This window comes from Bacillus sp. CH140a_4T (genome assembly GCF_008923725.1).
Lineage (GTDB): Bacteria > Bacillota > Bacilli > Bacillales > Bacillaceae_G > Bacillus_A.
Genome location: NZ_WBPF01000022.1, coordinates 51,962 through 72,541, shown reverse-complemented (window position 1 = coordinate 72,541; position 20,580 = coordinate 51,962). Strand labels below are relative to the sequence as shown.

The following is a 20,580-nucleotide window of genomic DNA, read 5'->3' as shown; positions in this document are numbered from 1 at the left end:
CATAAACATGACAATCGGTACATTACCTTTCGATCAAGAAACAATCCGTCAGCGCGCAAGCGAAGTAAACGAAGCTGCTTGGTTGACTGAGTTCCGCTTACAAGCTCTTGCACAAGCAACTGAACTTCCAATGCCAACGCCTGATAAAACGAAAATTGAAAAATGGGACTTTATCGGAAAAGGCGACGCTGCTAAGCAAGAGCCTGTAAGTTCTTTAACAGAGCTTCCAGAAGCAGTGAAAAACTTAATCGATGAAAATAACAGCGTATTAGTACAACGTACTGGTACAACTGCGTTCGTTTCTTTAGCAGACGAAGCAAAAGAAAAAGGTGTTATTTTTACAGACATCGTAACAGCTGCAACAGAGCATGCTGAACTATTACAAAAGTATTTAATGAAAGACGGCGTGAAGGTAGACGAGCATCGTTTAACTGCACTTCATGCTGCATTAATCAACGGCGGTGCATTTGTATATGTTCCGAAAAACGTTGTTCTTGAAACTCCACTTCAAGCTGTATTCTTAGTAGACGGCGAAGAAGCTAACGTATATAACCACGTATTATTCGTAGCTGATGCGAACAGTACTGCAACTTATGTAGAAAACTATGTTGCAAATGAAAATGCTAAAGGTATTGCAAATATCGTAGCAGAAGTAATCGTGGAACAAGGCGCACAAGTGAAATTCGGTGCGGTTGATCTATTAGCAAAAGACGTAACAACTTACGTTAACCGCCGCGGTATTGTTGGACGCGACGGCCGCATTGATTGGGCTCTAGGCCTTATGAATGACGGAAACACTATTTCAGAGAACGTTACGAATTTAATGGGCGACGGATCATATGCTGATACAAAAACAGTAACAATTGGCCGTGGTAACCAAACACAAAACTTTACAACTAAAGTTGTTCACTTCGGTAAACACTCTGAAGGTTGGATTTTAAAACACGGTGTACAAAAAGATAGTGCAACATCTATCTTTAACGGAATTGGTAAGATTGAACACGGTGCATCTAAATCAAATGCACAACAATCTTCTCGCGTTCTTATGTTAGATGAAAAAGCTCGCGGTGATGCAAACCCAATTCTTTTAATCGACGAAGATGATGTAATGGCAGGTCACGCAGCTTCAGTAGGCCGCGTAGATCCGTACCAATTATACTACTTGATGAGCCGTGGTATTCCAAAACGCGAAGCAGAACGTTTAGTCATCCATGGATTCTTAGCACCTGTAGTAAATGAGCTTCCAATTGAAGGAGTAAAGGCACAGCTTGTTGAGGTAATTGAAAGGAAAGTTCGCTAATGAATATTCATGAAATACGCAAACAGTTTCCAATTCTTGATCAAAAAGTGAACGGCAAACAACTTGTATATTTCGATAGTGCAGCAACTTCTCAAAAACCAATTCAAGTCATTGAAACGTTAGAACGTTACTATAAAGAATATAATTCTAACGTGCATCGCGGTGTTCATACGCTCGGTACGAAAGCTACCGACGCGTATGAAGGTGCACGCGAGAAAGTTCGCAAGTTTATTAACGCGAAGTCAATGGAAGAGATTATTTTCACGCGCGGAACGACAACTGCATTAAATACAGTAGCGGCTAGCTATGGTCTTGAAAATGTAAAAGAAGGCGATGAAATCGTTATTTCTTACATGGAGCACCATAGTAACATCATTCCGTGGCAACAAGTTGCCAAGAAAACTGGTGCAACTTTAAAATACCTTCCGCTTCAACCAGACGGTACAATTTCTTTAGAAGATGTTCGTCAAACAGTTACACCGAATACAAAAATCGTTTCTATTATGCAAGTTTCAAACGTGCTTGGAACGATTAACCCTGTAAAAGAAATCGGAGCAATCGCACACGAAAATGGCGCAATTATGGTCGTTGACGGTGCACAAAGTACACCTCACATGAAAGTAGATGTACAAGATTTAAACTGTGATTTCTACGCATTATCTGCTCATAAGATGTGCGGACCTACAGGTATCGGCGTATTATATGGTAAAAAAGAATTGCTAAACAATATGGAGCCAATTGAGTTTGGCGGTGAAATGATTGATTTCGTAGATTTACAAGAATCTACTTGGAAAGAGCTTCCGTGGAAGTTTGAAGCAGGTACACCGATTATCGGTAATGCAATCGGACTTGGAGCGGCAATTGATTTCCTAGAAGAAATCGGTCTTGATAATATTGAAAAGCATGAACATGAATTAGCGCAATATGCTTTAGAAAGACTATCTGAAGTAGATGGCGTTACAATTTATGGTCCAAAGCATCGTGCTGGTCTTGTTACATTTAATATTGAAGACGTACATCCTCACGATGTAGCAACTGTATTAGATGTAGAAGGCATTGCGGTTCGCGCAGGACACCACTGTGCACAACCACTTATGAAGTGGCTGAAGGCTTCTTCTACAGCACGTGCGAGCTTCTATTTATATAATACAAAAGAAGAAATTGATACATTTGTTGAATCGCTAATCAAGACAAAGGAGTATTTCACAAATGTCATTTAATAATTTAGATACGTTATATCGTCAAGTTATTATGGATCATTATAAGAATCCTCGTAACAATGGCGTGTTAGAAGATAGTGTTACTGTTAACTTGAACAATCCAACTTGCGGCGATCGTATTCAACTTACGATGAAAGTAGCAGAAGGTATTGTGCAAGAAGCGAAGTTTGAAGGAGAAGGATGTTCTATCTCAATGTCTTCAGCTTCAATGATGACACAAGCAGTAAAAGGTAAGAAAATTGAAGAGGCACTTCAGCTTTCTAAAATTTTCTCTGACATGATGCTAGGAAAAGAGTACGATGACAGCATTGATTTAGGAGATATTGAAGCATTACAAGGCGTATGCAAGTTCCCGGCACGTATTAAATGTGCAACATTAGCGTGGAAAGCGTTAGAAAAGGGCTTAAACGAAGATAAGTAATGTTAAAGGTTCCTAAAAACGAGGTTATCTAAGGAGGGACACACCAACATGGCGAAGCAACTGCCAGATATCGGCGATTATAAATATGGTTTCAAAGACAAAGACGTTTCGATTTTCCGTGCTGGACGCGGTTTAACAAAAGAGATCGTTGAAGAGATTTCACGTATGAAAGAAGAACCACAGTGGATGTTAGACTTCCGTTTAAAATCACTGGATAAGTTCTATGAAATGCCAATGCCACAATGGGGCGGCGACTTAAATGACTTAGATTTCGATGAAATTACGTACTACGTAAAACCATCTGAGAAATCTGAGAAGTCTTGGGATGAAGTACCTGAGGAAATTAAAGCGACATTTGATAAATTAGGTATTCCTGAAGCTGAGCAAAAATATTTAGCTGGTGTATCTGCACAGTACGAATCTGAAGTTGTATACCACAACATGAAAGAAGACCTAGAAGCTCTAGGAATCGTCTTCAAAGATACAGATAGCGCATTAAAAGAGAACGAAGATATTTTCCGTGAGCATTTCGGAAAAGTAATCCCACCAACAGATAACAAATTCTCTGCATTAAACTCTGCAGTTTGGTCTGGTGGATCATTCATCTACGTTCCAAAAGGTATTAAAGTGGATACACCACTTCAAGCGTATTTCCGTATTAACTCTGAAAATATGGGACAATTCGAGCGTACGCTTATCATCGTAGACGAAGGCGCACACGTACACTACGTAGAAGGTTGTACAGCACCTGTTTACACGACTAACTCACTTCACAGTGCGGTAGTAGAAATCATCATTAAGAAAGATGCATATTGCCGTTATACAACAATCCAAAACTGGGCGAACAACGTATACAACCTAGTTACAAAACGTGCGGTTTGTGAAGAAAACGCAACGATGGAATGGATTGACGGTAACATCGGATCTAAATTAACGATGAAATACCCAGCAGTTATCTTAAAAGGCGAAGGCGCTCGTGGTTTAACATTATCTATCGCGATTGCTGGTAAAGGCCAACACCAAGATGCTGGTGCGAAAATGATTCACTTAGCACCAAACACGTCTTCAACAATCGTTTCTAAATCGATTGCGAAGCATGGTGGTAAAGTAACTTACCGTGGTATCGTACACTTCGGACCAAAAGCGAAAAACTCTCGCTCTAACATCGAGTGTGACACGTTAATCATGGATAACCAATCTACATCTGATACAATTCCTTACAACGAAATCAAAAACGATTACGTTTCACTTGAGCACGAAGCGAAAGTATCGAAAGTATCAGAAGAACAATTATTCTACCTAATGAGCCGCGGTATTTCTGAGCAAGAAGCTACAGAAATGATCGTAATGGGCTTCATCGAGCCATTCACTCGCGAACTTCCAATGGAATACGCAGTTGAAATGAACCGCCTAATCAAGTTTGAGATGGAAGGTTCTATTGGTTAATATATAAAGTGGAAGTGGCTCGTTCAGAATGTGAGGGGGGATGGAGCTTCTGACGTAGAGGCGCTTTTTGCCTCATAGGAAGAAGTGAAGCCACCGAACATTCTAGCCGCTGGAACTGGATAATATATAAAGTGGAAGCGCCCTGCTATGCAGGGCGCTTTTTTTATGTTGTGCTGGGGTGGGGGCAGGCTAGGCTAGGATGGATGGGATACCATGGTGGGTGTTCAACTAAATATATCAGCGATTTTTCAAATATATCGACCACAACTCAGAATATATCGGCGATTATTTCAATATATCGACGATTCGACAAGGGATATCGACTTATCAACAAATTACGAAAGGAAGAACAGCGCGTATACCCCGAACCTAAATCGTATCCACCTTATCCACAGATTTAATACGCTCCCAAATATGTTTCATCCCAATGAAAGAAGCATATCCAATTAAAGCACCTAACATATTCAATATGATGTCATCAATATCGAAAACACCAGTAAAAGTAAGAAGTTGTAACGATTCAATTAATAAAATAAACTTAATGAAAATTTTGGACACCATTTTTACATTGTTAATTTGTTTAAATAATAAAGGTAGTAGGAATCCGAATGGGATGAATATGATGACGTTTCCTAATGTATTCATAAGTACGATGTCTATATTATAAGAATCAAATTCAGTTAAATAGCGGATTGTACTTCTGAAAGGAACTAAGTTTATTAATCCACCGTGTATAGAATGCCAGTCACCTGTTTCAAAGAAGTACTTCAGATTACCAAAGTAAACAGCTGGCCTCCCGAGCAGCAGTTTAAATAATAAAACAAACGAATACGATAAAAATAATCCCCAGCCAATCCACTGTACATATTTTTGCGTGGAAGATTGCATCGCTTTTTCAATTTCAGTTCCTAAAGTAGAGGCTTCTCCAAAATTTTGAATGGCTAATGTAGTAGCTTCTTCTTCAGATTTTCCTTGATCGAGAAATTCTTGTTTTAAGCTTATAAGATGATCGTAAATTTCGAAGTATAGTTCGTCTTTATCAGATTGCGGTAGGCTTGTTTTTTGAACAATACTCTTTATGTATTTTTCAATCGTCATTAATTGAAAGCTCCTTTCTGACAAGTTTTAATAAGAGCTGTAACTGAATCCCACGCTGTTAGTTTTTCTTCTAAAATTTTCTTTCCGCTCGTAGTAATGCAATAAAATTTTCGTTTCATACCAGTTTCAGATTCCCCCCAGTATGAATTGATTAAATCCTTTTGTTCCAAGCGCTTGAGTGCTGGGTAGAGTGTACCTTGGCTCATTGTGTATAAATCATTGCTGTTTTCTTTTAGCTTTTGAATAATTTCATATCCGTACGTATCGTGCTGTTTAATGATGGAGAGAAGTAAAATATCAATACTTCCTTTTAATATCTCTTTATCCATTTTATGGTTCACCACCTTATGGAGAGATTGTAACACGACATATGTCGCATTACAAGGTATATATGCAGGGGATACCCCATCTAGTATACGTTGAAATATATCAGCGATTATTTCAATATATCGATGATTCGACAAGGGATATCGACTTATCAACAAATTATGACACAGCTGAGAGAACCATATACCCCTTCAGCATAAAAATAGAGCTAGCAATAACTAGCTCTAAAATCCGAATCCAACAAATATAAAAGGAATACCTATTAATACAAAGAGAATTAATAGAAGTAAGATAAAGATACCGGCAAATCTCAATTTGCTAGCTTCGTTTTTAGATATTGCAATCATGCTAAACATGAAGCCGAGAATAACGAGAGGGAAGCTAATAAATAGATATAGATTAGGTAAGTAAAGTACGGAAGCGATAAATAAGATGCTTCCTGCTAGTGCAAATACGAGTGAGAGTAAGCTATAAAGTTTAATAAGAACACCTCCTATATAGATGATAATGCAGAAAAATTTATATGGAAAGGACAATCTTTTGCTTTTTCTCACAATGCGAGTACAATGTAAAATAGCAAGAAAAGACGAAAAGTATTTACAGGATTATTGCGTACGTGTAGCGTAAATGGCAGTAAGGAACTGAGAGGAGGTTTTTTCTCTGAATATAAATAAAGAAACAATCATCCACCTTTATCATACAAACGATATACATAGTCATTTTGAAAATTGGCCGCAAATTTCTCGGTTTGTACAAGGGGAGAAAAAGCGAAGACAGGAAGCGGGAGAGACCGTTTTGACGGTTGATATCGGCGATCATGTGGATCGTTTTCATAGTATTTCGGAAGCGACGAATGGACTTGGCAATACGAAGCTTTTGAATGAGGCGTTATATGATTATGTAACGATCGGAAATAATGAAGGAATTACGTTAGCGAAGGAGCATTTGAATCGTCTATATGATGATGCTGGATTTGAGGTGCTCGTTGCAAATTTATTTGAAAAAGAAGGTGTACGTCCTGAGTGGGCAAAGCCTTATAAATTACATACAACGACAGATGGGATTACGATTGCCTTTATCGGGTTAACGGTAGCTTATCCAGAGTTTTATCATATGCTCGATTGGCATATTGAAGATCCGCTTATCCATTTAGAGTCTATTTTAGAAGAAGTGCGAGATGAGGCTCATATTACAGTTGTCCTTTCTCATCTTGGAAAAAGCATGGATGAGTATATGGCAGAGCATTATGATATAGATGTTATTTTAGGTGCACATACGCACCATTTATTTGAGCGTGGCATTCTTATGAATAATACTTTACTTTGTTGTTGTGAAAAGTGGGGGCGTTACGTTGGGCACGTTCAGCTTACTGTGGATAAAGAGACGAAGAAGTTATTGAAAAAGGACGGTAGGGCGATTAAGACAGAACGTTTAGGTGCTTATAGCAAACCGTTATCCACAATTGAAATGCTGCAGGAAGAAAGTAAACAGATTATGGCAGAGCCTGTCGTTCATTTAAAGGACTCATTACCGGTCGATTGGTTTCATGAGACACCATTTTCGGACATGTTAGCAAATGCGCTGAAAACGTGGTGCGGTGCAGAGATTGGAATGGTGAATGCGGGTGTACTTCTTGAAGGGTTAGAGGAAGGTGTTGTGACGCGCGGAGATATTCACAGAATTTGTCCACATCCAATTAATCCATGTTTATTAAAAGTACCAGGAAAAACGTTACGAGAAGTTATTTTGAAAGCGCATCGCCCGAATATGGAGAATCTTGAGGTAAAAGGATTCGGATTTCGCGGGAAAGTGATGGGGAAAATGATTTACGCTGGTATCGAAGTCATTCCAGATACGATTCCTGGGAATAAAATTTTACTGGAAGATGTACTAATTAACGGGGAATCGCTGGAATTAGATCGTATATATACAGTAGGAACGATTGATATGTTTACATTCGGGTACTTATACCCAGAACTATCCACACTTTCTGACAAACAATATTATATGCCAGAGTTACTCAGAGATGTGTTAACAGACGTGTTGATAACTCATACATCTTCCGTCAAACTATAGGCTAGTTAACTTGTAACACTCATTTTTCTCTTGTCATACAGATAAGAAAGAGAGGAGTGTGAACTATGGTTAATGTGGAGCCCATTATAATTGATAATTATACGTTTATTGCGGTTAGCGTCAAACTTCCAAAGACGAATTTGCTAGCTGTAATGAGCGATAAAGGATATATTATGTGCGGTGCATTAGATGTAGGTCTTTTAAATGAGAAGTTAGGTGATCGAGGAATTATTGCTGGCCGTGCGGTTGGTGTAAGAACGATTGAACAACTTCTTGAAGCGCCGCTAGAATCAGTAACGATTGAAGCCGAAGCATTAGGTATTACGGCCGGTACAATCGGAAAAGAAGCGTTATTAAAAATGAGATAAGCATATATCGTCCCTCCTTCTTGCATAGAAATGATATAAGAAGGAGGTTTTTTTATGAGTATATTTCGTTCGAAAAATTCGCGGTTTCGAAGGGGGCCTATTTCCTTTCGGTACATACTGCTTATGTCGTTTATTCTTTTTGTCATATTACTCGTGCAAGGGTTATGGATTGTGAATAAAAGCATTCAGCCGACATTACTTAAATACGGGGAAGTAGAGACGCATAAAATGGCGACAGCGGTTATGACGAAGGCGGTAAAAGATAGAATTAACGAAGGGTTCGATGTTGATTCATTAATGAAAGTACAAAATGATAAAAACGGGAAAGTATCCACAATTAATTTAAATACGAAGCAAGTAAATGAAATCGTAACGTCAACGACCACATACATAGAAAAATATTTACAGCAAGTAGAGCAAGGTGATTTGAAGGGGCTAGGTATTTCAGAAAAAAATGGGGCAACGATGGCAGTTCCTTTTGGTCGTGTAACGGATAATGCGCTTCTTGGAAATATAGGGCCCGATATTCCGATTGATTTCACGACGATTGGTCATGTAAATACGGGTATTAAACAAAAAATTGAACCGCACGGGATCAATACGACAGCGATTCAAATTATTATGGAGATGGAAGTCACGTTGCAAGTGATTATTCCATTTCATACGAAAGAAATAAAAGTAAAACAAGATGTTCCGATTGCAACACGGATTGTTCAAGGGGAAGTGCCTACGTATTATGGAAGCGGGAGTGCTGTTGTACCTGATAAAAAGAAAACGGATAGTTAGTCGAATATAAAAAATAACCGTAGCAATATGCTACGGTTATCGTTTTGTATTCGCGCGCTCTTTCCGCTCCCAAAGACTTAAATGCATGTATGGATCGAAAGCCCATTCTGTATAACCATTGTCTTTATACATGCCGAAATGTAGGTGGGGTGGGAATTTTCCAGCTGTGCCGGGAGGGCCGTAACCGGTGCTACCAACAAATCCGATTACTTTTCCGGGCTCGACAATTTGTCCAAGCTGTATTTCTTTTGAGAATCCGCCTAAATGAGCGTAATAATGGTAGTTATTATGAAGGTCACGAATGCCGATGCGCCATCCGCCAAGACGGTTCCAGCCTTTTGTTTCAATAATGCCATAGCAAGTGGACCTTACTGGTACGCCATAGCCTGCAAAAATATCGGTTCCTTCATGAATTCTTCTTCCCCCAAAGCTTCTTCCAGCACCGAAAGTACTACGATAGCTATGATCACTGCGAATAGGGAGTGGAAAAGCATTTCCTTCTAAATTAATACGTCCATAATGTTTATAAATTCGGGCGTATTCGGTAATTAAATCAACCGTTTTGGCACGTCTATAATATTCCCAAAGCATAATGTGAATACGGTCTTCTGACTTTCCTTGTTTCTTTAAAATCGTTGCTGCTGTATGCAAAAGATCACGGTCGTTATTTGCATTTGCAAATCCATCTTTGTCACCATCTAAACCCATTCCGCCAAACAGAGAAATTGTATGGGGAAGGGTATCATTACCATTAACAGGTCCAGCCCATATTTCTGGTTTGAAATAAAGGGAAATGATGGCATCTGGTTTTTTCGGAATATCTTTTCTTACGCTCCGTATATTTCTTTCATATTGATCCATTGCAGCTAAGTAATACCACGGAATGCCGGAAGACTGCTCGGTTTCTTTATATAGTACCATGCGCTTTTCGTATATGCTTTGCTGATTATCTTCACCGTAAGCGATGTTTTGGTGGAGAAGAAAGCAAATCGAAAGCAAAAGAGAAATTTTTCGAAGCATGAAATAGACTCCTTTCACAACATCACTCTTTTTAGTGTGGGATATACGGAGTATTTCATTATAGGGAACGATTGGAAAAAATCTTAGAATCTTCATTTGAGCAAATCGCTTTCATACGTTAGAATAGATATGTTACATTGAAAGAAGCGAACACGGTAAACTATTTCATATTGTGCGGAGTTGATAACCATGACAAAACAAACAGAATATAAGCGCAAGCCCGAATGGTTGAAAATTAAGTTAAACACGAATGAAAACTATACAGGCTTAAAGAAAATGATGCGTTCTAAGAATCTTCATACGGTTTGTGAAGAAGCGAAATGTCCGAATATTCATGAATGCTGGGCTGTAAGGAAAACAGCAACATTTATGATCTTAGGTGCGGTTTGTACACGTGCTTGTCGTTTCTGTGCGGTTAAAACAGGCTTACCAACTGAGCTTGATTTACAAGAGCCAGAACGCGTAGCAGATTCTGTAGTACAAATGGGCTTAAAGCACGTTGTTATAACAGCGGTTGCACGTGATGATTTAAAAGACGGGGGAGCAGCTGTTTTTGCTGAAACAGTACGCGCTGTTCGTCGTAAAAATCCATTTACGTCAATTGAAGTATTACCATCTGATATGGGTGGAGTAGAAGAAAACTTAAAAATGTTAATGGATGCAAAGCCAGATATTTTAAACCATAACATTGAAACAGTACGTCGATTATCTAACCGAGTTCGCGCTAGAGCAAAATATGAACGTTCATTAGAGTTTTTACGTCGAGCGAAAGAAATGCAGCCTGATATTCCAACTAAATCGAGCATTATGGTGGGCTTAGGTGAAACGAGAGAAGATTTAATTGAAGCAATGGATGACTTACGTGCAAACAATGTGGATATTTTAACTCTTGGGCAATACCTACAACCATCTAAGAAGCATTTACCAGTTCTTAAATATTACCCACCAGCAGAATTTGCAGAGCTTAAAGAAATTGCACTTAGCAAAGGCTTTAGCCACTGTGAAGCTGGCCCACTTGTGCGTTCTTCTTACCATGCGGACGAGCAAGTTCGTTCTGCAAAAGAAAAAGTAGCAGAAGCAAAATAATAACAAAAAGAGAGCCGATCATTGGCTCTCTTTTTGTTTATATTCTAAAACAGTATTTGGGCATGTTAATAAGATTTTCTTTAATTCCTCTGTGGATAATTCAATTGTAAATTCAGGTACACCAGGTGTAATTAAAATTTTATCGTAAGCGTATATAGCACTATCCACAATAATCGTTATATGTTGTGAATAACCGAAAGGAGCGACACATCCTGGCGTACAACCAGTTTTGTCTCGCATTTCATCAGGAGAACAGAGAGATAAGCGTTCTCCAGTTATTTCTTTCATTTCTCCCCGGTTGAGTCTTGTGCCTTCTAACGTGAAAAATACGTAATAATCTCCAGACTTTGATTTTAAAAATAAGCTTTTACTTGGAGTGCCGTGTAAGCCAAGCCTTTCACGTACGATACGATCTGTTTCATAATCGAGTACTGGTTCGTGTTCAAACTTTTCGTAAGAAGCATTTGTTTTATGTAGTAAAGCAAGTACATCTTCGTACATATGGAGTGATACCCCTTTCTATTGTTAGTACAGTTTCTTCTCGTGGCGTCAACTGAATGTGTTGGAAAGAGATATTACTTGGACGCTGCTTCCCATAATCGTTTTATGGTACATTGTTCATCAATTACAATTTCATAAACATCAGGATTTGTTAAAGCTCTCCATTCATTAAAGCCGATCGTATGATCAAAGCGCTTTAAAATGAGCGTAAGTAAGTTGCCGTGTGTAACAAGTAGTGTTGTAGTATGGTTTAATTGTAAAACGTCTTGGATAAGCGATATAGCACGGTCCGTCGCTTGTTTTGTTGACTCTCCGCCTGAAAAGGCAATATCTATATTTGTAAAAGTAGATTCTAGTTTTTGCATCCAATCGGCCATTGGAACGTCGCTTAATATACGTTCAGCTAATCGTTCATCTTCTTGGATAGACAAGTTAGCTTGGAGCGCATAGGGTCGAATAGAATCGATAGCCCGCACAAATGGGCTTGAAATAATATAATCGATTTGTGGTTGGTTTTCTAAGAGGAATGTAGCAAGAGTGTTTGCTTGATTTTTTCCTGCAATCGTTAATTCGGCATTACGTTCTTGTCCAGTTGCTGAACAATGTCGTATTACAATCAATTTCTTCATAATTCATCCCCATCTTTCAAGTTGACGCTATATACTTCGACAAATGCGGAAAAAATTCCTTTTTATTGGAAACGGCATATTGATTTAGATATGTGGAAAAGTAATGTGGATAATGAATATTTGAGGTGTAATGATGAAAAAAATGGTATGTATTATATTCAGCCTTTGTTTTTTGATACACTTGTCCACAACGTATGCAGAGTCCAATCGAAAGTTAGAGTATCCAAGTAATCGGAATAAGCCATTTGTTAGTGAGGATGTGTTTTACGAACAGTTAGATAAGAAAATTTATAAAGAATACAACAATGCAGCATATAGTGTTCGGAAAAAGATCTTATTTAAAGAAGTGTCCGATGAAGAATTTTCTTTCAGACAAAAAACAGCCGTGGGTTGTCGGAGTATAGTGGTGCTTCAAGATTTTTTTATTCACCCTGATCGTCAAGTTTATTTTTTCGCTTCCTTTTCTCAAAATGAAGTAGACGAACTTCATAAGTACATCGTCATAGATGCAGAAACAAAGAGGGAGCTGCAAGGAGGAAAAAGCTATCATCATTATGACAATCCATATAAAAAATAACCCACCAACTGGTGGGTTATTTTTACGCCGGCACACTCATTAATTTTTCTTTCATTTTACGAATAAGAATGACAGCACCAATTGTGAAGAGAAGGGTAATTCCTTCTGCAACGAAGATGTTGATTGTTTGTGTTTGGTAAAGTGCCGCGAAAAAGTCTACAAATGCGTGGAATAATATAGCGTAAACAAGGAAGATATATTTCTTCTGTTTTACTGCGTATAAGACAAGCATCGTAAAGGCAATTTGCAGTACTAATGCCATGATTCTTTCTAGGCTACCAAATAAGTATAAATAGGCAGGTTGCTCTATTAACATATCCTTTACAAGATTTAATTGTGGTAGTTTTTCTGCCATTTGAGCGAAGCTACCATTGTTAATAGCATTAGCGAATATAAGTGTCTGCAATGCAGAGAATCCGCCAATTAAAATGGATTCAATCCCGCCATGACCAATTCCATAAGCGAAGCCATCTTTATATTCTAGATATTTTTTTAGTAGGAAGAAGAAGGCAACGAAGCGTCCTAATTCTTCAAAAATACCAGCAGTTAGTCCGCCATAAATTGCAAAGACAAACGGATTTTCTAAAAATGGAGCGATTGCTGGATTACCACGCATAAATAGGTGGAATGGTGTTTCGAGAATTTGGGTAAACCCGATAAAGATAAGGACACCAACGCCAACTATTTTCCAATTAATATTATATTTCTTACGGAAATAAACGAGTACAATAATTGGGACCAGAACCGAAACAACGAGTTGAAATATGATGCTGGCAATTACAGTATTTGAAACCATACTTTCACCGCTTTCTAATATATGTACATATCTATTATGCATGAAATATAGTGGAGATGAAACTTTTAACAAAAAATGAATGTACTTATTGACTCTAACGTTGCGTCATACTTTATCGTATGTATTAAGGGGGAGATACACATGACAATGAAGGTAAAAGAAGTAGCTAATTTAGTTGGAATTAGTGTGCGCACACTGCATCATTACGATGAAATTGGGTTGTTAACCCCAGACGAGACGACAGAGTCTGGATATCGTCTGTATTCCAATGAAAATTTAGAGACATTGCAGCAAATTTTATTTTTTAAAGAACTAGGCTTCCCTTTGAAGAAAATTAAAGAAATTATCATGAGTCCGTCATTTGATCGAGAAGAAGCATTACAACTTCATAAGAAAATGCTTCTTGAAAAGCGTGCCAGGTTAGATAAAGTGATTGCGACGATTGATAAAACAATTCAGCATACAAAAGGAGAGATTGAAATGACGAATAAAGAGAAATTTGAAGGCTTCGATTTCAGCCATAATCCGTACGAAGAAGAAGCGCGTGAACGATGGGGAGACGCAGCTGTAGATAAAGCGAATGAATATGCGAAAGGTATGTCAAAAGACAATCAAGAAGAGTTCAATACGATTTACAGAAATTTAGCGTCGCTTAGACAAGGTGCACCAGATTCTAAAGAGGCACAAGAAGCAATTGGAGTATGGTACGATTACTTGCAAAACTTCGGTGAATATTCATTAGATGCTTTTAAAGGACTCGGTCAAATGTACGTCGCTGATGAGCGCTTCACGAAAAATATCGATAAGTTTGGCGTGGGATTAGCGCAGTTTATGTGTGATGCGATGGAGGTTTATGCGGATCGTAAGAAATAGTCAAAAATAAAGAAGGTGGAGGTTTTCTCCATCTTCTTTATTTTTTAATCATATCATTCAAACTCTGATCTCCTGTATTGTTCAAATGAGGGTTTTTACTCATTTCACGCTTTAACATATCGAGGCTTTGCGTATATTCTGTATCATTTAATGCGCCAGATTGAAGGCCTTGAATTTGAGAAATCAACTTTTGGTCTGTTGATACATATGCTTTATAATAGCGAGGGACGATGGACAAAGCAGTTTTATATACTTGATCCGCTACGAGTTTTGGATTCGTTGTGTTTGCACGGTATACAACAAATACTTCATCATCGGTAACGAGCGTAGCAGCGTTTGTAACGTCAGGAAGTTTGACTGCCATGCTTGTAATCATTTCAGCGACTTTCTCACGGTTGATGGCTCCTACTTGTTTGTTAGATACTTCATGTTTTTGTTTAGATGAATAACCGACTCTCGTTAATCGTGTATTTGTATTTTCCGTATGATACATGTCGTTTTTGTTGGAAACAAGAACACGACTTCCTTCTTCACGTTCCATTTCGGCTTTATTATTTGTTTGACAGCCTGCAAATAAGGAAAGAGTGAGGAGAGAGAGTATAATTTGTTTTTTCACGATGTATCACCTCCTTCTCCATAGCATGCACTAATTTTCAATTTTTTGTATTTGAAATTGTTGGTTGGTATGCTTTGTGATACGATAAAAAGAAGAATGCTTAGAGAGGAAGTTAATGATGGAGCAAAAGCAAGAGCAAGAGATGCATGCTACGGTGAGCATTAATAATGTTCAGTACGAAGTAATTAAAAACTTTCGTGAAGGTTTTAGTGAAGAAGCATTTAAAGAGCGTTATGCAGAAATTTTAAATAAATATGATTATATCGTTGGGGACTGGGGCTATGAGCAACTTAGATTGCGCGGTTTCTTTGATGATAGTAATCAACGTTCGACATATGATACGAAAATTAGTACTTTATCAGAGTATTTATACGAGTACTGTAACTTCGGTTGTGCACACTTCGTATTACGAAAAGTGAAGAAATAAAAAAATCCTCTTACGATTGTAAGAGGATTTTTTTACTTGCTCACAAACATATTGAAATTGAATCGCCTTCAGAAAGTATTGTATTGGGTTTCATTTGTTGTCCGTTCAATTGAATATCCCCATTTTTAATTTTATCCACAATGAGTTTACGGCTCCAGTCGGAAATATATTTGGATAAAGCTTTATCGATTCGGTGGGAACCGAAAACGATATCTAATACGATTGTAATTTCAGCTACGCCACTTTCTTTATGATGTGTAATGGAAATGGTAGTAGTTGTTTCTGTTTGATCTTGCTTATTCATGTCGACTGTTTCCACATGATCAGTAAATGATTTATAAATACGAAGTTTTTGGTTCCACGTATGATCTTTCGGACATTTATAAATGGCAAAACGATATATATTTTTTCCGTTGGCGTTATGCCTACGAATATTCGTGTCAGTAAATAGGGTAGTGCGTCTGCAATTTTTACAATACTTTTCAATTGTACCTTGTTCATTTTCATATAAACTCCAAGAAAGTTGTACTTTCTGCATTTTCCTTCACCTCTTATAGTAGTGGTAAAGGAACGTAATACAGCTATTTGGATGTCTTGTAGTATGAAGACATGAGAAATAGACAAAAATAAAAGGAGGTTCCCCAAAGAGGAACCTCCGTAAACATCATACTACAGATGCGTTACGTTCCTTGTAATGGGAATGGGCAGACTACTCCCTTGAAAAAGCACGGTGCTTTTTTGGGAGTAATGCTATCCAATTGCTGGTCCATTACAAAGTAAATGTCGGCATACGTAGATAACGTCCTTTCTATCCAAATAGATTTATTCTCAATTATAACATGTTGGTTTGAAAATTCAAAATACTTAAAACAAAAAAACACCAGCTAACATAGCTGGTGCTCACGATAAATTATATAAGTTCAAATAAAAATGAGCGTAATTCTTCTGCAATTTCTTCAGTCATAGAAAATGCATGCTCTAAGTAGCCTGGTTCGTTTAAATCGTCAGGACCGATGATTGCAAATTTATTACGCTGCATATCAAGGACAATTGTTTTACCGTAATGACGATCGGAGTATAAAAGCGCTAAATCATGACGCTCATTTTCTCCCATAAAGCTAACGAAACGAGTTCTTGTAGCGACTGTATCGTCGTACAGAAAGAAACGTTCTTCCATACACATGGCTCCTTTATTAAATATCTAAGTTTAAGTGTGGTTTATGATCTAAATGGTGGTGCGTTTTAATGAATCGTACCGTTCTTGTTTTGTAACGCATAACGATAGAATATGTTTCAGCTAAATCTCCGCCAAGGAATTTCACGCCGTCTAATAACTCACCAGCAGATACACCAGTTGCTGAGAAGATTGCATCATCCCCAGATACTAAGTCATCTAACATAAGAAGTTGACGAGGATCTTCTAATCCCATTTCACGACAACGAGCTTCTTCTTCTTCGTTCATTGGAACTAAGCGAGCTTGCATTTCACCTTCAAGGCATTTTAATGCTGCTGCAGAAATAACACCTTCTGGAGCTCCGCCAGTACCTACGAATAAATCAATACCCGTTCCAGGTAGTGCTGTTGCGATTGACGCACCAACATCACCATCACCAAATAATTTTACGCGTGCACCTTTTGCACGAACACGGTCAATAATATCTTGATGACGTTCACGTTCTTGCACGATAACTGTTAGATCGCGAATCTTTTTATTGTTAGCTTCTGCTACAATTTCGATTGTTTTTTCAATTGGATCATCTAAGCTAATTTTACCAGCTGCTTTTGGACCAACCGCGATTTTTTCCATGTACATATCAGGAGCATGAAGAAGGTTTCCTTTATCTGCGATTGCGATAACTGCCATTGCATTTGCAAGACCTTTTGCAACGATGTTAGTACCTTCTAATGGATCAACGGCGATATCTACTTCTGGACCGTCACCTGTTCCTAGTTCTTCACCAATATATAACATCGGTGCTTCATCAAGTTCTCCTTCACCAATTACAACTGTACCTGCCATGTTTACTGAATCAAACATATCACGCATTGCTGTAGTTGCTGCATCATCTGCTTCGTTTTTCTTTCCGCGGCCCATCCACTGTGCGGATGCTAATGCTGCTGCTTCTGTTACACGGACAATTTCTAGTGCGAGTTCACGTTCCAAGATTCCATTCCTCCAATTTCAAAAATCATACAAATATAACTATAACAAATAACGGAGAAAAGGTGAATTCGAAAAATTGTCGATTTTTTCAGAAGAAAGCGTTACAATTAAAATGTAAATGCTTTAATTTCCAGGTAGGTGACATTCATGTATTTTGTAAACAGAAAGAAAATAGAACAAATGCTAGTATGTTTAGAACGAGCAACAAGTACATTTCAAGAGAAAAAGATATATGAAACCGAGTTTGAATTTTACGCATTAGAACGCATAGCTCATCTAATGATTGATACTGTATTAGATGTAGGGAATGCAATGATTGATGGATTTATTATGCGCGATCCAGGAAGTTATGAAGATATTATCGATATTTTGATGGACGAGCGAGTGATAAGTGCAGAAGAAGGACAAGGAATGAAGGAAGTGATTCTTCTTCGAAAAATGCTTACGCAAGATTATATTCAAATGAATCATGATGAATTATATAAGACGATTCAAAAACATATTGCAGTGGTAGAGAAATACCCAGCAAATATCCGCAGTTATTTAGAGAAGGAATTAGGACCTGTATCTGCATTTGTACCAGAATAATTATGCTTATAAGATCCCCAAGGTGCCTTTTTGGGGATCTTATATTGTATGTGAGAAAGTAAGGGAAAAGGGAGAAGGGTTAAGCATGGGGGAAGCACGTACGACGAAAGATGAAATTGTCCAATTGTTGAAAGTAAAGGGAGAGCACACAGTAGCAGAACTAGCTGACGTTTTAGAGATTACCGAAATGGCGATCCGAAGACATTTAAGTAATCTTGAGAAAGATGGTTTCATTTATTCTAAGATGGTAAGACAACATGTCGGAAGACCAACTTATTTGTATGGATTAAGCGAAAAGGGAGAAGATACATTCCCGAAGGAGTATAAGCAATTTGCGATTGATATGCTAGAAGATTTAGCTCGAATGGGTGATGAAAAAATACTTAGTCACGTTTTAAAAGAGAGAACGAAGCGAATGGAAGACCAGTTGCAAAAGCGAGTGAGTAATCAGAAGAGTTTAGCATATAAAGTGCAAGAGATAGCAGCTATGCAAGAGAAAAATGGTTATATGGTTCAAATAAAGAGAGATGGAGAAAACTCTTTCGTAATTGAAAAACAAAACTGTCCGTTAAAGGAAATTGCAGAGAGATTCCCGCAAGTATGCGAAGATGAAAAAGAGATGTATAATCGTTTATTTGCAGGAGCAGATGTAAAGACGTTAGCAAACATGTGTGAGGGCGATTGTAGTTGTTCTTACCAAGTAAAAGAGAAAAAATGAACGTTATGGGGCGCTTTAAGGTAAAGCGTTTTTTTCTTTGGAAAAAGCGGGTAATATAAGAGTGGTATGATAGGTGAGAACGTTAGCATAGAAGGAGAGACATAATGATGTATAAAGGTTACTTAATTGATTTAGACGGCACGATGTATCGCGGAGAAGAACAAATTGAAGAAGCGAGCGACTTCGTAAAAGCATTAGGAGAGCGCGGCATTCCTTATTTATTCGTTACGAATAACTCAACGCGTAAACCAGAACAAGTGGCAGAAAAGCTTGTTCGTTTCGATATTCCAGCAGAAGCAGAGCAAGTATTCACAACGAGTATGGCGACTGCAAACTTTATTTATGAACGTAAACAAGACGCAACTGTATATATGATTGGTGAAGAAGGCTTACATGATGCGCTTGTGGAAAAAGGATTTGAACTTGTGGATGAAAATCCTGATTTCGTTGTTGTTGGTTTAGATCGTGACATCACATATGAAAAATTAGCAAAAGCTTGTCTTGCTGTGCGTAACGGCGCAACGTTTATTTCTACAAATGGAGACATTGCCATTCCGACAGAGCGCGGATTATTACCAGGTAACGGTTCATTAACATCAGTTGTAACAGTATCAACAGGTGTGGATCCAATCTTCATCGGAAAACCAGAATCAATCATTATGGAACAAGCTTTAAAAGTACTGGGTATAGAAAAAAATGAAGCATTAATGGTTGGGGATAACTACGATACAGACATTTTAGCTGGAATAAATGCTGGTATGCATACCCTTCTTGTCCACACTGGAGTAACAACTGTGGAGAAGTTAACAGAATATGAAGTACAACCAACGCAAGTTGTGCATAACTTGACGGAGTGGATTGAGAAGATGTAATGAAATGCAGGTAACCGGAAGAGGTTACCTGTTTTTTTATGCATAATTGCATATGTGCTGTTGTTATATAAAATGTAAAATTTATATGTAATGATATTGAAGGGGGGAATCAGAGTGTACTGGATGTCATGTATTATGTTTGTTTTTACATTATGTATTTTATTTTTTGTTCTATGGAAGATATATATAATAAATGAAATGAAAAAAAGTGCGGGAAAACTTATTGCAACATATCCACGAGTGAAGAGACGTTGGATTGCATTACTTGGACCAGCATATTTCATTGGACAATGTATGTATATATATGCTCAGTACGTAAGTGGAGATATTGATACAGTTGAACAGTTTCTTGTTCAGTCGGGTAGTTATGTTGTAGCAAGTTGTTTTATGACTTTAATAGCTATCCATCTTATTAAAAGTGTACAAATACATGAAAAAGGTGTAGTAGACGGATTAAACTTTTATTCATACGAAGAATTAAAAGGCTATAAAACGTCGACATGGGAAAATCCAAAAGAAAATATATTTTTATATCGCGGGCGAGAAAAAATGAATGACAATGTGAATTTATTTATTAGACAGGAAGATATGAATGAATTAGAAAGCATTCTTCAAAGATATATTCCGAGATTAATGATGAAATAAAAAACTCCGGTTTTAACAACCGGAG

The 20,580-nt window shown here is 37.8% G+C and carries 26 protein-coding genes; 15 read left to right on the top strand and 11 right to left on the bottom strand.

Annotated features, from left to right (window positions below; all coding sequences use genetic code 11):
- Positions 1–7: 7 nt before the first annotated feature.
- From sufD to sufB, 4 genes are read left to right on the top strand one after another with little or no spacing between them, the layout of a single operon-like run.
- Positions 8–1,300 (top strand): Fe-S cluster assembly protein SufD, encoded by a 1,293-nt coding sequence (sufD, locus tag F8162_RS26645; RefSeq protein WP_000152176.1) that lies wholly within the window; start codon positions 8–10, stop codon positions 1,298–1,300.
- Positions 1,300–2,520, top strand: coding sequence for a cysteine desulfurase SufS (gene sufS, locus F8162_RS26640; protein ID WP_001020767.1), 1,221 nt, complete (start codon positions 1,300–1,302; stop codon positions 2,518–2,520). Before sufD ends, sufS begins: the two co-directional genes overlap by 1 nt.
- The gene (gene sufU, locus F8162_RS26635; RefSeq protein WP_151632324.1) at positions 2,510–2,941 is read left to right on the top strand and encodes a Fe-S cluster assembly sulfur transfer protein SufU; all 432 of its coding nucleotides are present in this window, start codon (positions 2,510–2,512) and stop codon (positions 2,939–2,941) included. The genes sufS and sufU overlap by 11 nt, the downstream gene beginning before the upstream one ends.
- A 48-nt stretch (positions 2,942–2,989) precedes the next feature.
- On the top strand, positions 2,990–4,387 hold the full coding sequence (gene sufB / locus F8162_RS26630; RefSeq protein ID WP_088098276.1) for a Fe-S cluster assembly protein SufB: 1,398 nt from the start codon (positions 2,990–2,992) through the stop codon (positions 4,385–4,387).
- A 369-nt stretch (positions 4,388–4,756) separates the two neighbouring features.
- Here the strand turns inward: sufB and F8162_RS26620 are convergent, their stop codons facing one another.
- The 3 genes from F8162_RS26620 to F8162_RS29380 form a co-directional block, all read right to left on the bottom strand.
- Complete coding sequence (locus tag F8162_RS26620) at positions 4,757–5,485, bottom strand: VanZ family protein (RefSeq protein ID WP_151632326.1); 729 nt, start codon at positions 5,483–5,485, stop codon at positions 4,757–4,759.
- Positions 5,485–5,814 (bottom strand): PadR family transcriptional regulator, encoded by a 330-nt coding sequence (locus tag F8162_RS26615; RefSeq protein ID WP_151632328.1) that lies wholly within the window; start codon positions 5,812–5,814, stop codon positions 5,485–5,487. Before F8162_RS26615 ends, F8162_RS26620 begins: the two co-directional genes overlap by 1 nt.
- A gap of 222 nt (positions 5,815–6,036) precedes the next feature.
- The gene (locus tag F8162_RS29380) at positions 6,037–6,294 is read right to left on the bottom strand and encodes a hypothetical protein (protein ID WP_318826076.1); all 258 of its coding nucleotides are present in this window, start codon (positions 6,292–6,294) and stop codon (positions 6,037–6,039) included.
- A 178-nt stretch (positions 6,295–6,472) separates the two neighbouring features.
- Here F8162_RS29380 and F8162_RS26605 point away from each other — a divergent pair, with 178 nt between their 5' ends.
- From F8162_RS26605 to yunB, 3 genes are all read left to right on the top strand, one after another.
- Positions 6,473–7,888 (top strand): bifunctional UDP-sugar hydrolase/5'-nucleotidase, encoded by a 1,416-nt coding sequence (locus F8162_RS26605; protein ID WP_318836127.1) that lies wholly within the window; start codon positions 6,473–6,475, stop codon positions 7,886–7,888.
- A 65-nt stretch (positions 7,889–7,953) separates the two neighbouring features.
- Positions 7,954–8,256: a YunC family protein gene (locus F8162_RS26600; RefSeq protein ID WP_000248463.1), complete on the top strand. Its 303-nt coding sequence runs from the start codon at positions 7,954–7,956 to the stop codon at positions 8,254–8,256.
- A gap of 54 nt (positions 8,257–8,310) precedes the next feature.
- Positions 8,311–9,042, top strand: a complete 732-nt coding sequence (gene yunB, locus F8162_RS26595; protein ID WP_151632332.1) for a sporulation protein YunB — start codon at positions 8,311–8,313, stop codon at positions 9,040–9,042.
- A 36-nt stretch (positions 9,043–9,078) separates the two neighbouring features.
- Here yunB and F8162_RS26590 read toward each other — a convergent pair whose 3' ends face one another.
- The gene (locus tag F8162_RS26590) at positions 9,079–10,062 is read right to left on the bottom strand and encodes a M23 family metallopeptidase (protein ID WP_151632334.1); all 984 of its coding nucleotides are present in this window, start codon (positions 10,060–10,062) and stop codon (positions 9,079–9,081) included.
- Positions 10,063–10,251: 189 nt separating this feature from the next.
- On the opposite strand from F8162_RS26590, the gene lipA reads away from it, so the two are divergent.
- Positions 10,252–11,148, top strand: coding sequence for a lipoyl synthase (lipA, locus tag F8162_RS26585; RefSeq protein ID WP_151632336.1), 897 nt, complete (start codon positions 10,252–10,254; stop codon positions 11,146–11,148).
- An 18-nt stretch (positions 11,149–11,166) separates the two neighbouring features.
- Here the strand turns inward: lipA and F8162_RS26580 are convergent, their stop codons facing one another.
- Both F8162_RS26580 and F8162_RS26575 read right to left on the bottom strand, forming a co-directional pair.
- A complete protein-coding gene (locus F8162_RS26580; RefSeq protein ID WP_151632338.1) occupies positions 11,167–11,649 on the bottom strand; it encodes a YbaK/EbsC family protein in 483 nt (160 codons plus the stop codon).
- Positions 11,650–11,723: 74 nt separating this feature from the next.
- On the bottom strand, positions 11,724–12,278 hold the full coding sequence (locus F8162_RS26575; RefSeq protein ID WP_151632340.1) for a histidine phosphatase family protein: 555 nt from the start codon (positions 12,276–12,278) through the stop codon (positions 11,724–11,726).
- A 133-nt stretch (positions 12,279–12,411) separates the two neighbouring features.
- Here F8162_RS26575 and F8162_RS26570 point away from each other — a divergent pair, with 133 nt between their 5' ends.
- Complete coding sequence (locus F8162_RS26570) at positions 12,412–12,855, top strand: hypothetical protein (RefSeq protein WP_151632342.1); 444 nt, start codon at positions 12,412–12,414, stop codon at positions 12,853–12,855.
- A gap of 22 nt (positions 12,856–12,877) precedes the next feature.
- On the opposite strand, the gene F8162_RS26565 is transcribed toward F8162_RS26570, so the two are convergent.
- The gene (locus F8162_RS26565) at positions 12,878–13,693 is read right to left on the bottom strand and encodes a YhfC family intramembrane metalloprotease (RefSeq protein WP_151632442.1); all 816 of its coding nucleotides are present in this window, start codon (positions 13,691–13,693) and stop codon (positions 12,878–12,880) included.
- A gap of 99 nt (positions 13,694–13,792) precedes the next feature.
- On the opposite strand from F8162_RS26565, the gene F8162_RS26560 reads away from it, so the two are divergent.
- Positions 13,793–14,524: a MerR family transcriptional regulator gene (locus F8162_RS26560; RefSeq protein ID WP_151632344.1), complete on the top strand. Its 732-nt coding sequence runs from the start codon at positions 13,793–13,795 to the stop codon at positions 14,522–14,524.
- Between the two features lie 37 nt (positions 14,525–14,561).
- Here F8162_RS26560 and F8162_RS26555 read toward each other — a convergent pair whose 3' ends face one another.
- Positions 14,562–15,140, bottom strand: a complete 579-nt coding sequence (locus F8162_RS26555) for a YhcN/YlaJ family sporulation lipoprotein (RefSeq protein WP_151632346.1) — start codon at positions 15,138–15,140, stop codon at positions 14,562–14,564.
- Positions 15,141–15,255: 115 nt separating this feature from the next.
- On the opposite strand from F8162_RS26555, the gene F8162_RS26550 reads away from it, so the two are divergent.
- Positions 15,256–15,567: a YutD family protein gene (locus F8162_RS26550; protein ID WP_084064961.1), complete on the top strand. Its 312-nt coding sequence runs from the start codon at positions 15,256–15,258 to the stop codon at positions 15,565–15,567.
- Positions 15,568–15,607: 40 nt separating this feature from the next.
- Here F8162_RS26550 and F8162_RS26545 read toward each other — a convergent pair whose 3' ends face one another.
- The 3 genes from F8162_RS26545 to glpX all read right to left on the bottom strand — a co-directional run bounded on the left by F8162_RS26545 (position 15,608) and on the right by glpX (position 17,732).
- Entirely contained in the window at positions 15,608–16,105 is a 498-nt protein-coding gene (locus F8162_RS26545) for a cytoplasmic protein (protein ID WP_151632348.1), read from the bottom strand.
- A gap of 372 nt (positions 16,106–16,477) precedes the next feature.
- Positions 16,478–16,744, bottom strand: a complete 267-nt coding sequence (locus tag F8162_RS26535; protein WP_000392615.1) for a DUF3055 domain-containing protein — start codon at positions 16,742–16,744, stop codon at positions 16,478–16,480.
- A 16-nt stretch (positions 16,745–16,760) separates the two neighbouring features.
- A complete protein-coding gene (glpX, locus tag F8162_RS26530) occupies positions 16,761–17,732 on the bottom strand; it encodes a class II fructose-bisphosphatase (RefSeq protein ID WP_151632350.1) in 972 nt (323 codons plus the stop codon).
- Positions 17,733–17,879: 147 nt separating this feature from the next.
- Here glpX and F8162_RS26525 point away from each other — a divergent pair, with 147 nt between their 5' ends.
- From F8162_RS26525 to F8162_RS26510, 4 genes are all read left to right on the top strand, one after another.
- Complete coding sequence (locus F8162_RS26525) at positions 17,880–18,320, top strand: DUF86 domain-containing protein (RefSeq protein ID WP_151632352.1); 441 nt, start codon at positions 17,880–17,882, stop codon at positions 18,318–18,320.
- Positions 18,321–18,405: 85 nt separating this feature from the next.
- The gene (locus tag F8162_RS26520) at positions 18,406–19,038 is read left to right on the top strand and encodes a helix-turn-helix transcriptional regulator (RefSeq protein ID WP_048561659.1); all 633 of its coding nucleotides are present in this window, start codon (positions 18,406–18,408) and stop codon (positions 19,036–19,038) included.
- A gap of 107 nt (positions 19,039–19,145) precedes the next feature.
- Complete coding sequence (locus F8162_RS26515) at positions 19,146–19,910, top strand: TIGR01457 family HAD-type hydrolase (protein ID WP_071736696.1); 765 nt, start codon at positions 19,146–19,148, stop codon at positions 19,908–19,910.
- Positions 19,911–20,024: 114 nt separating this feature from the next.
- Entirely contained in the window at positions 20,025–20,555 is a 531-nt protein-coding gene (locus tag F8162_RS26510) for an iron ABC transporter substrate-binding protein (protein ID WP_151632354.1), read from the top strand.
- Positions 20,556–20,580 lie beyond the last annotated feature (25 nt).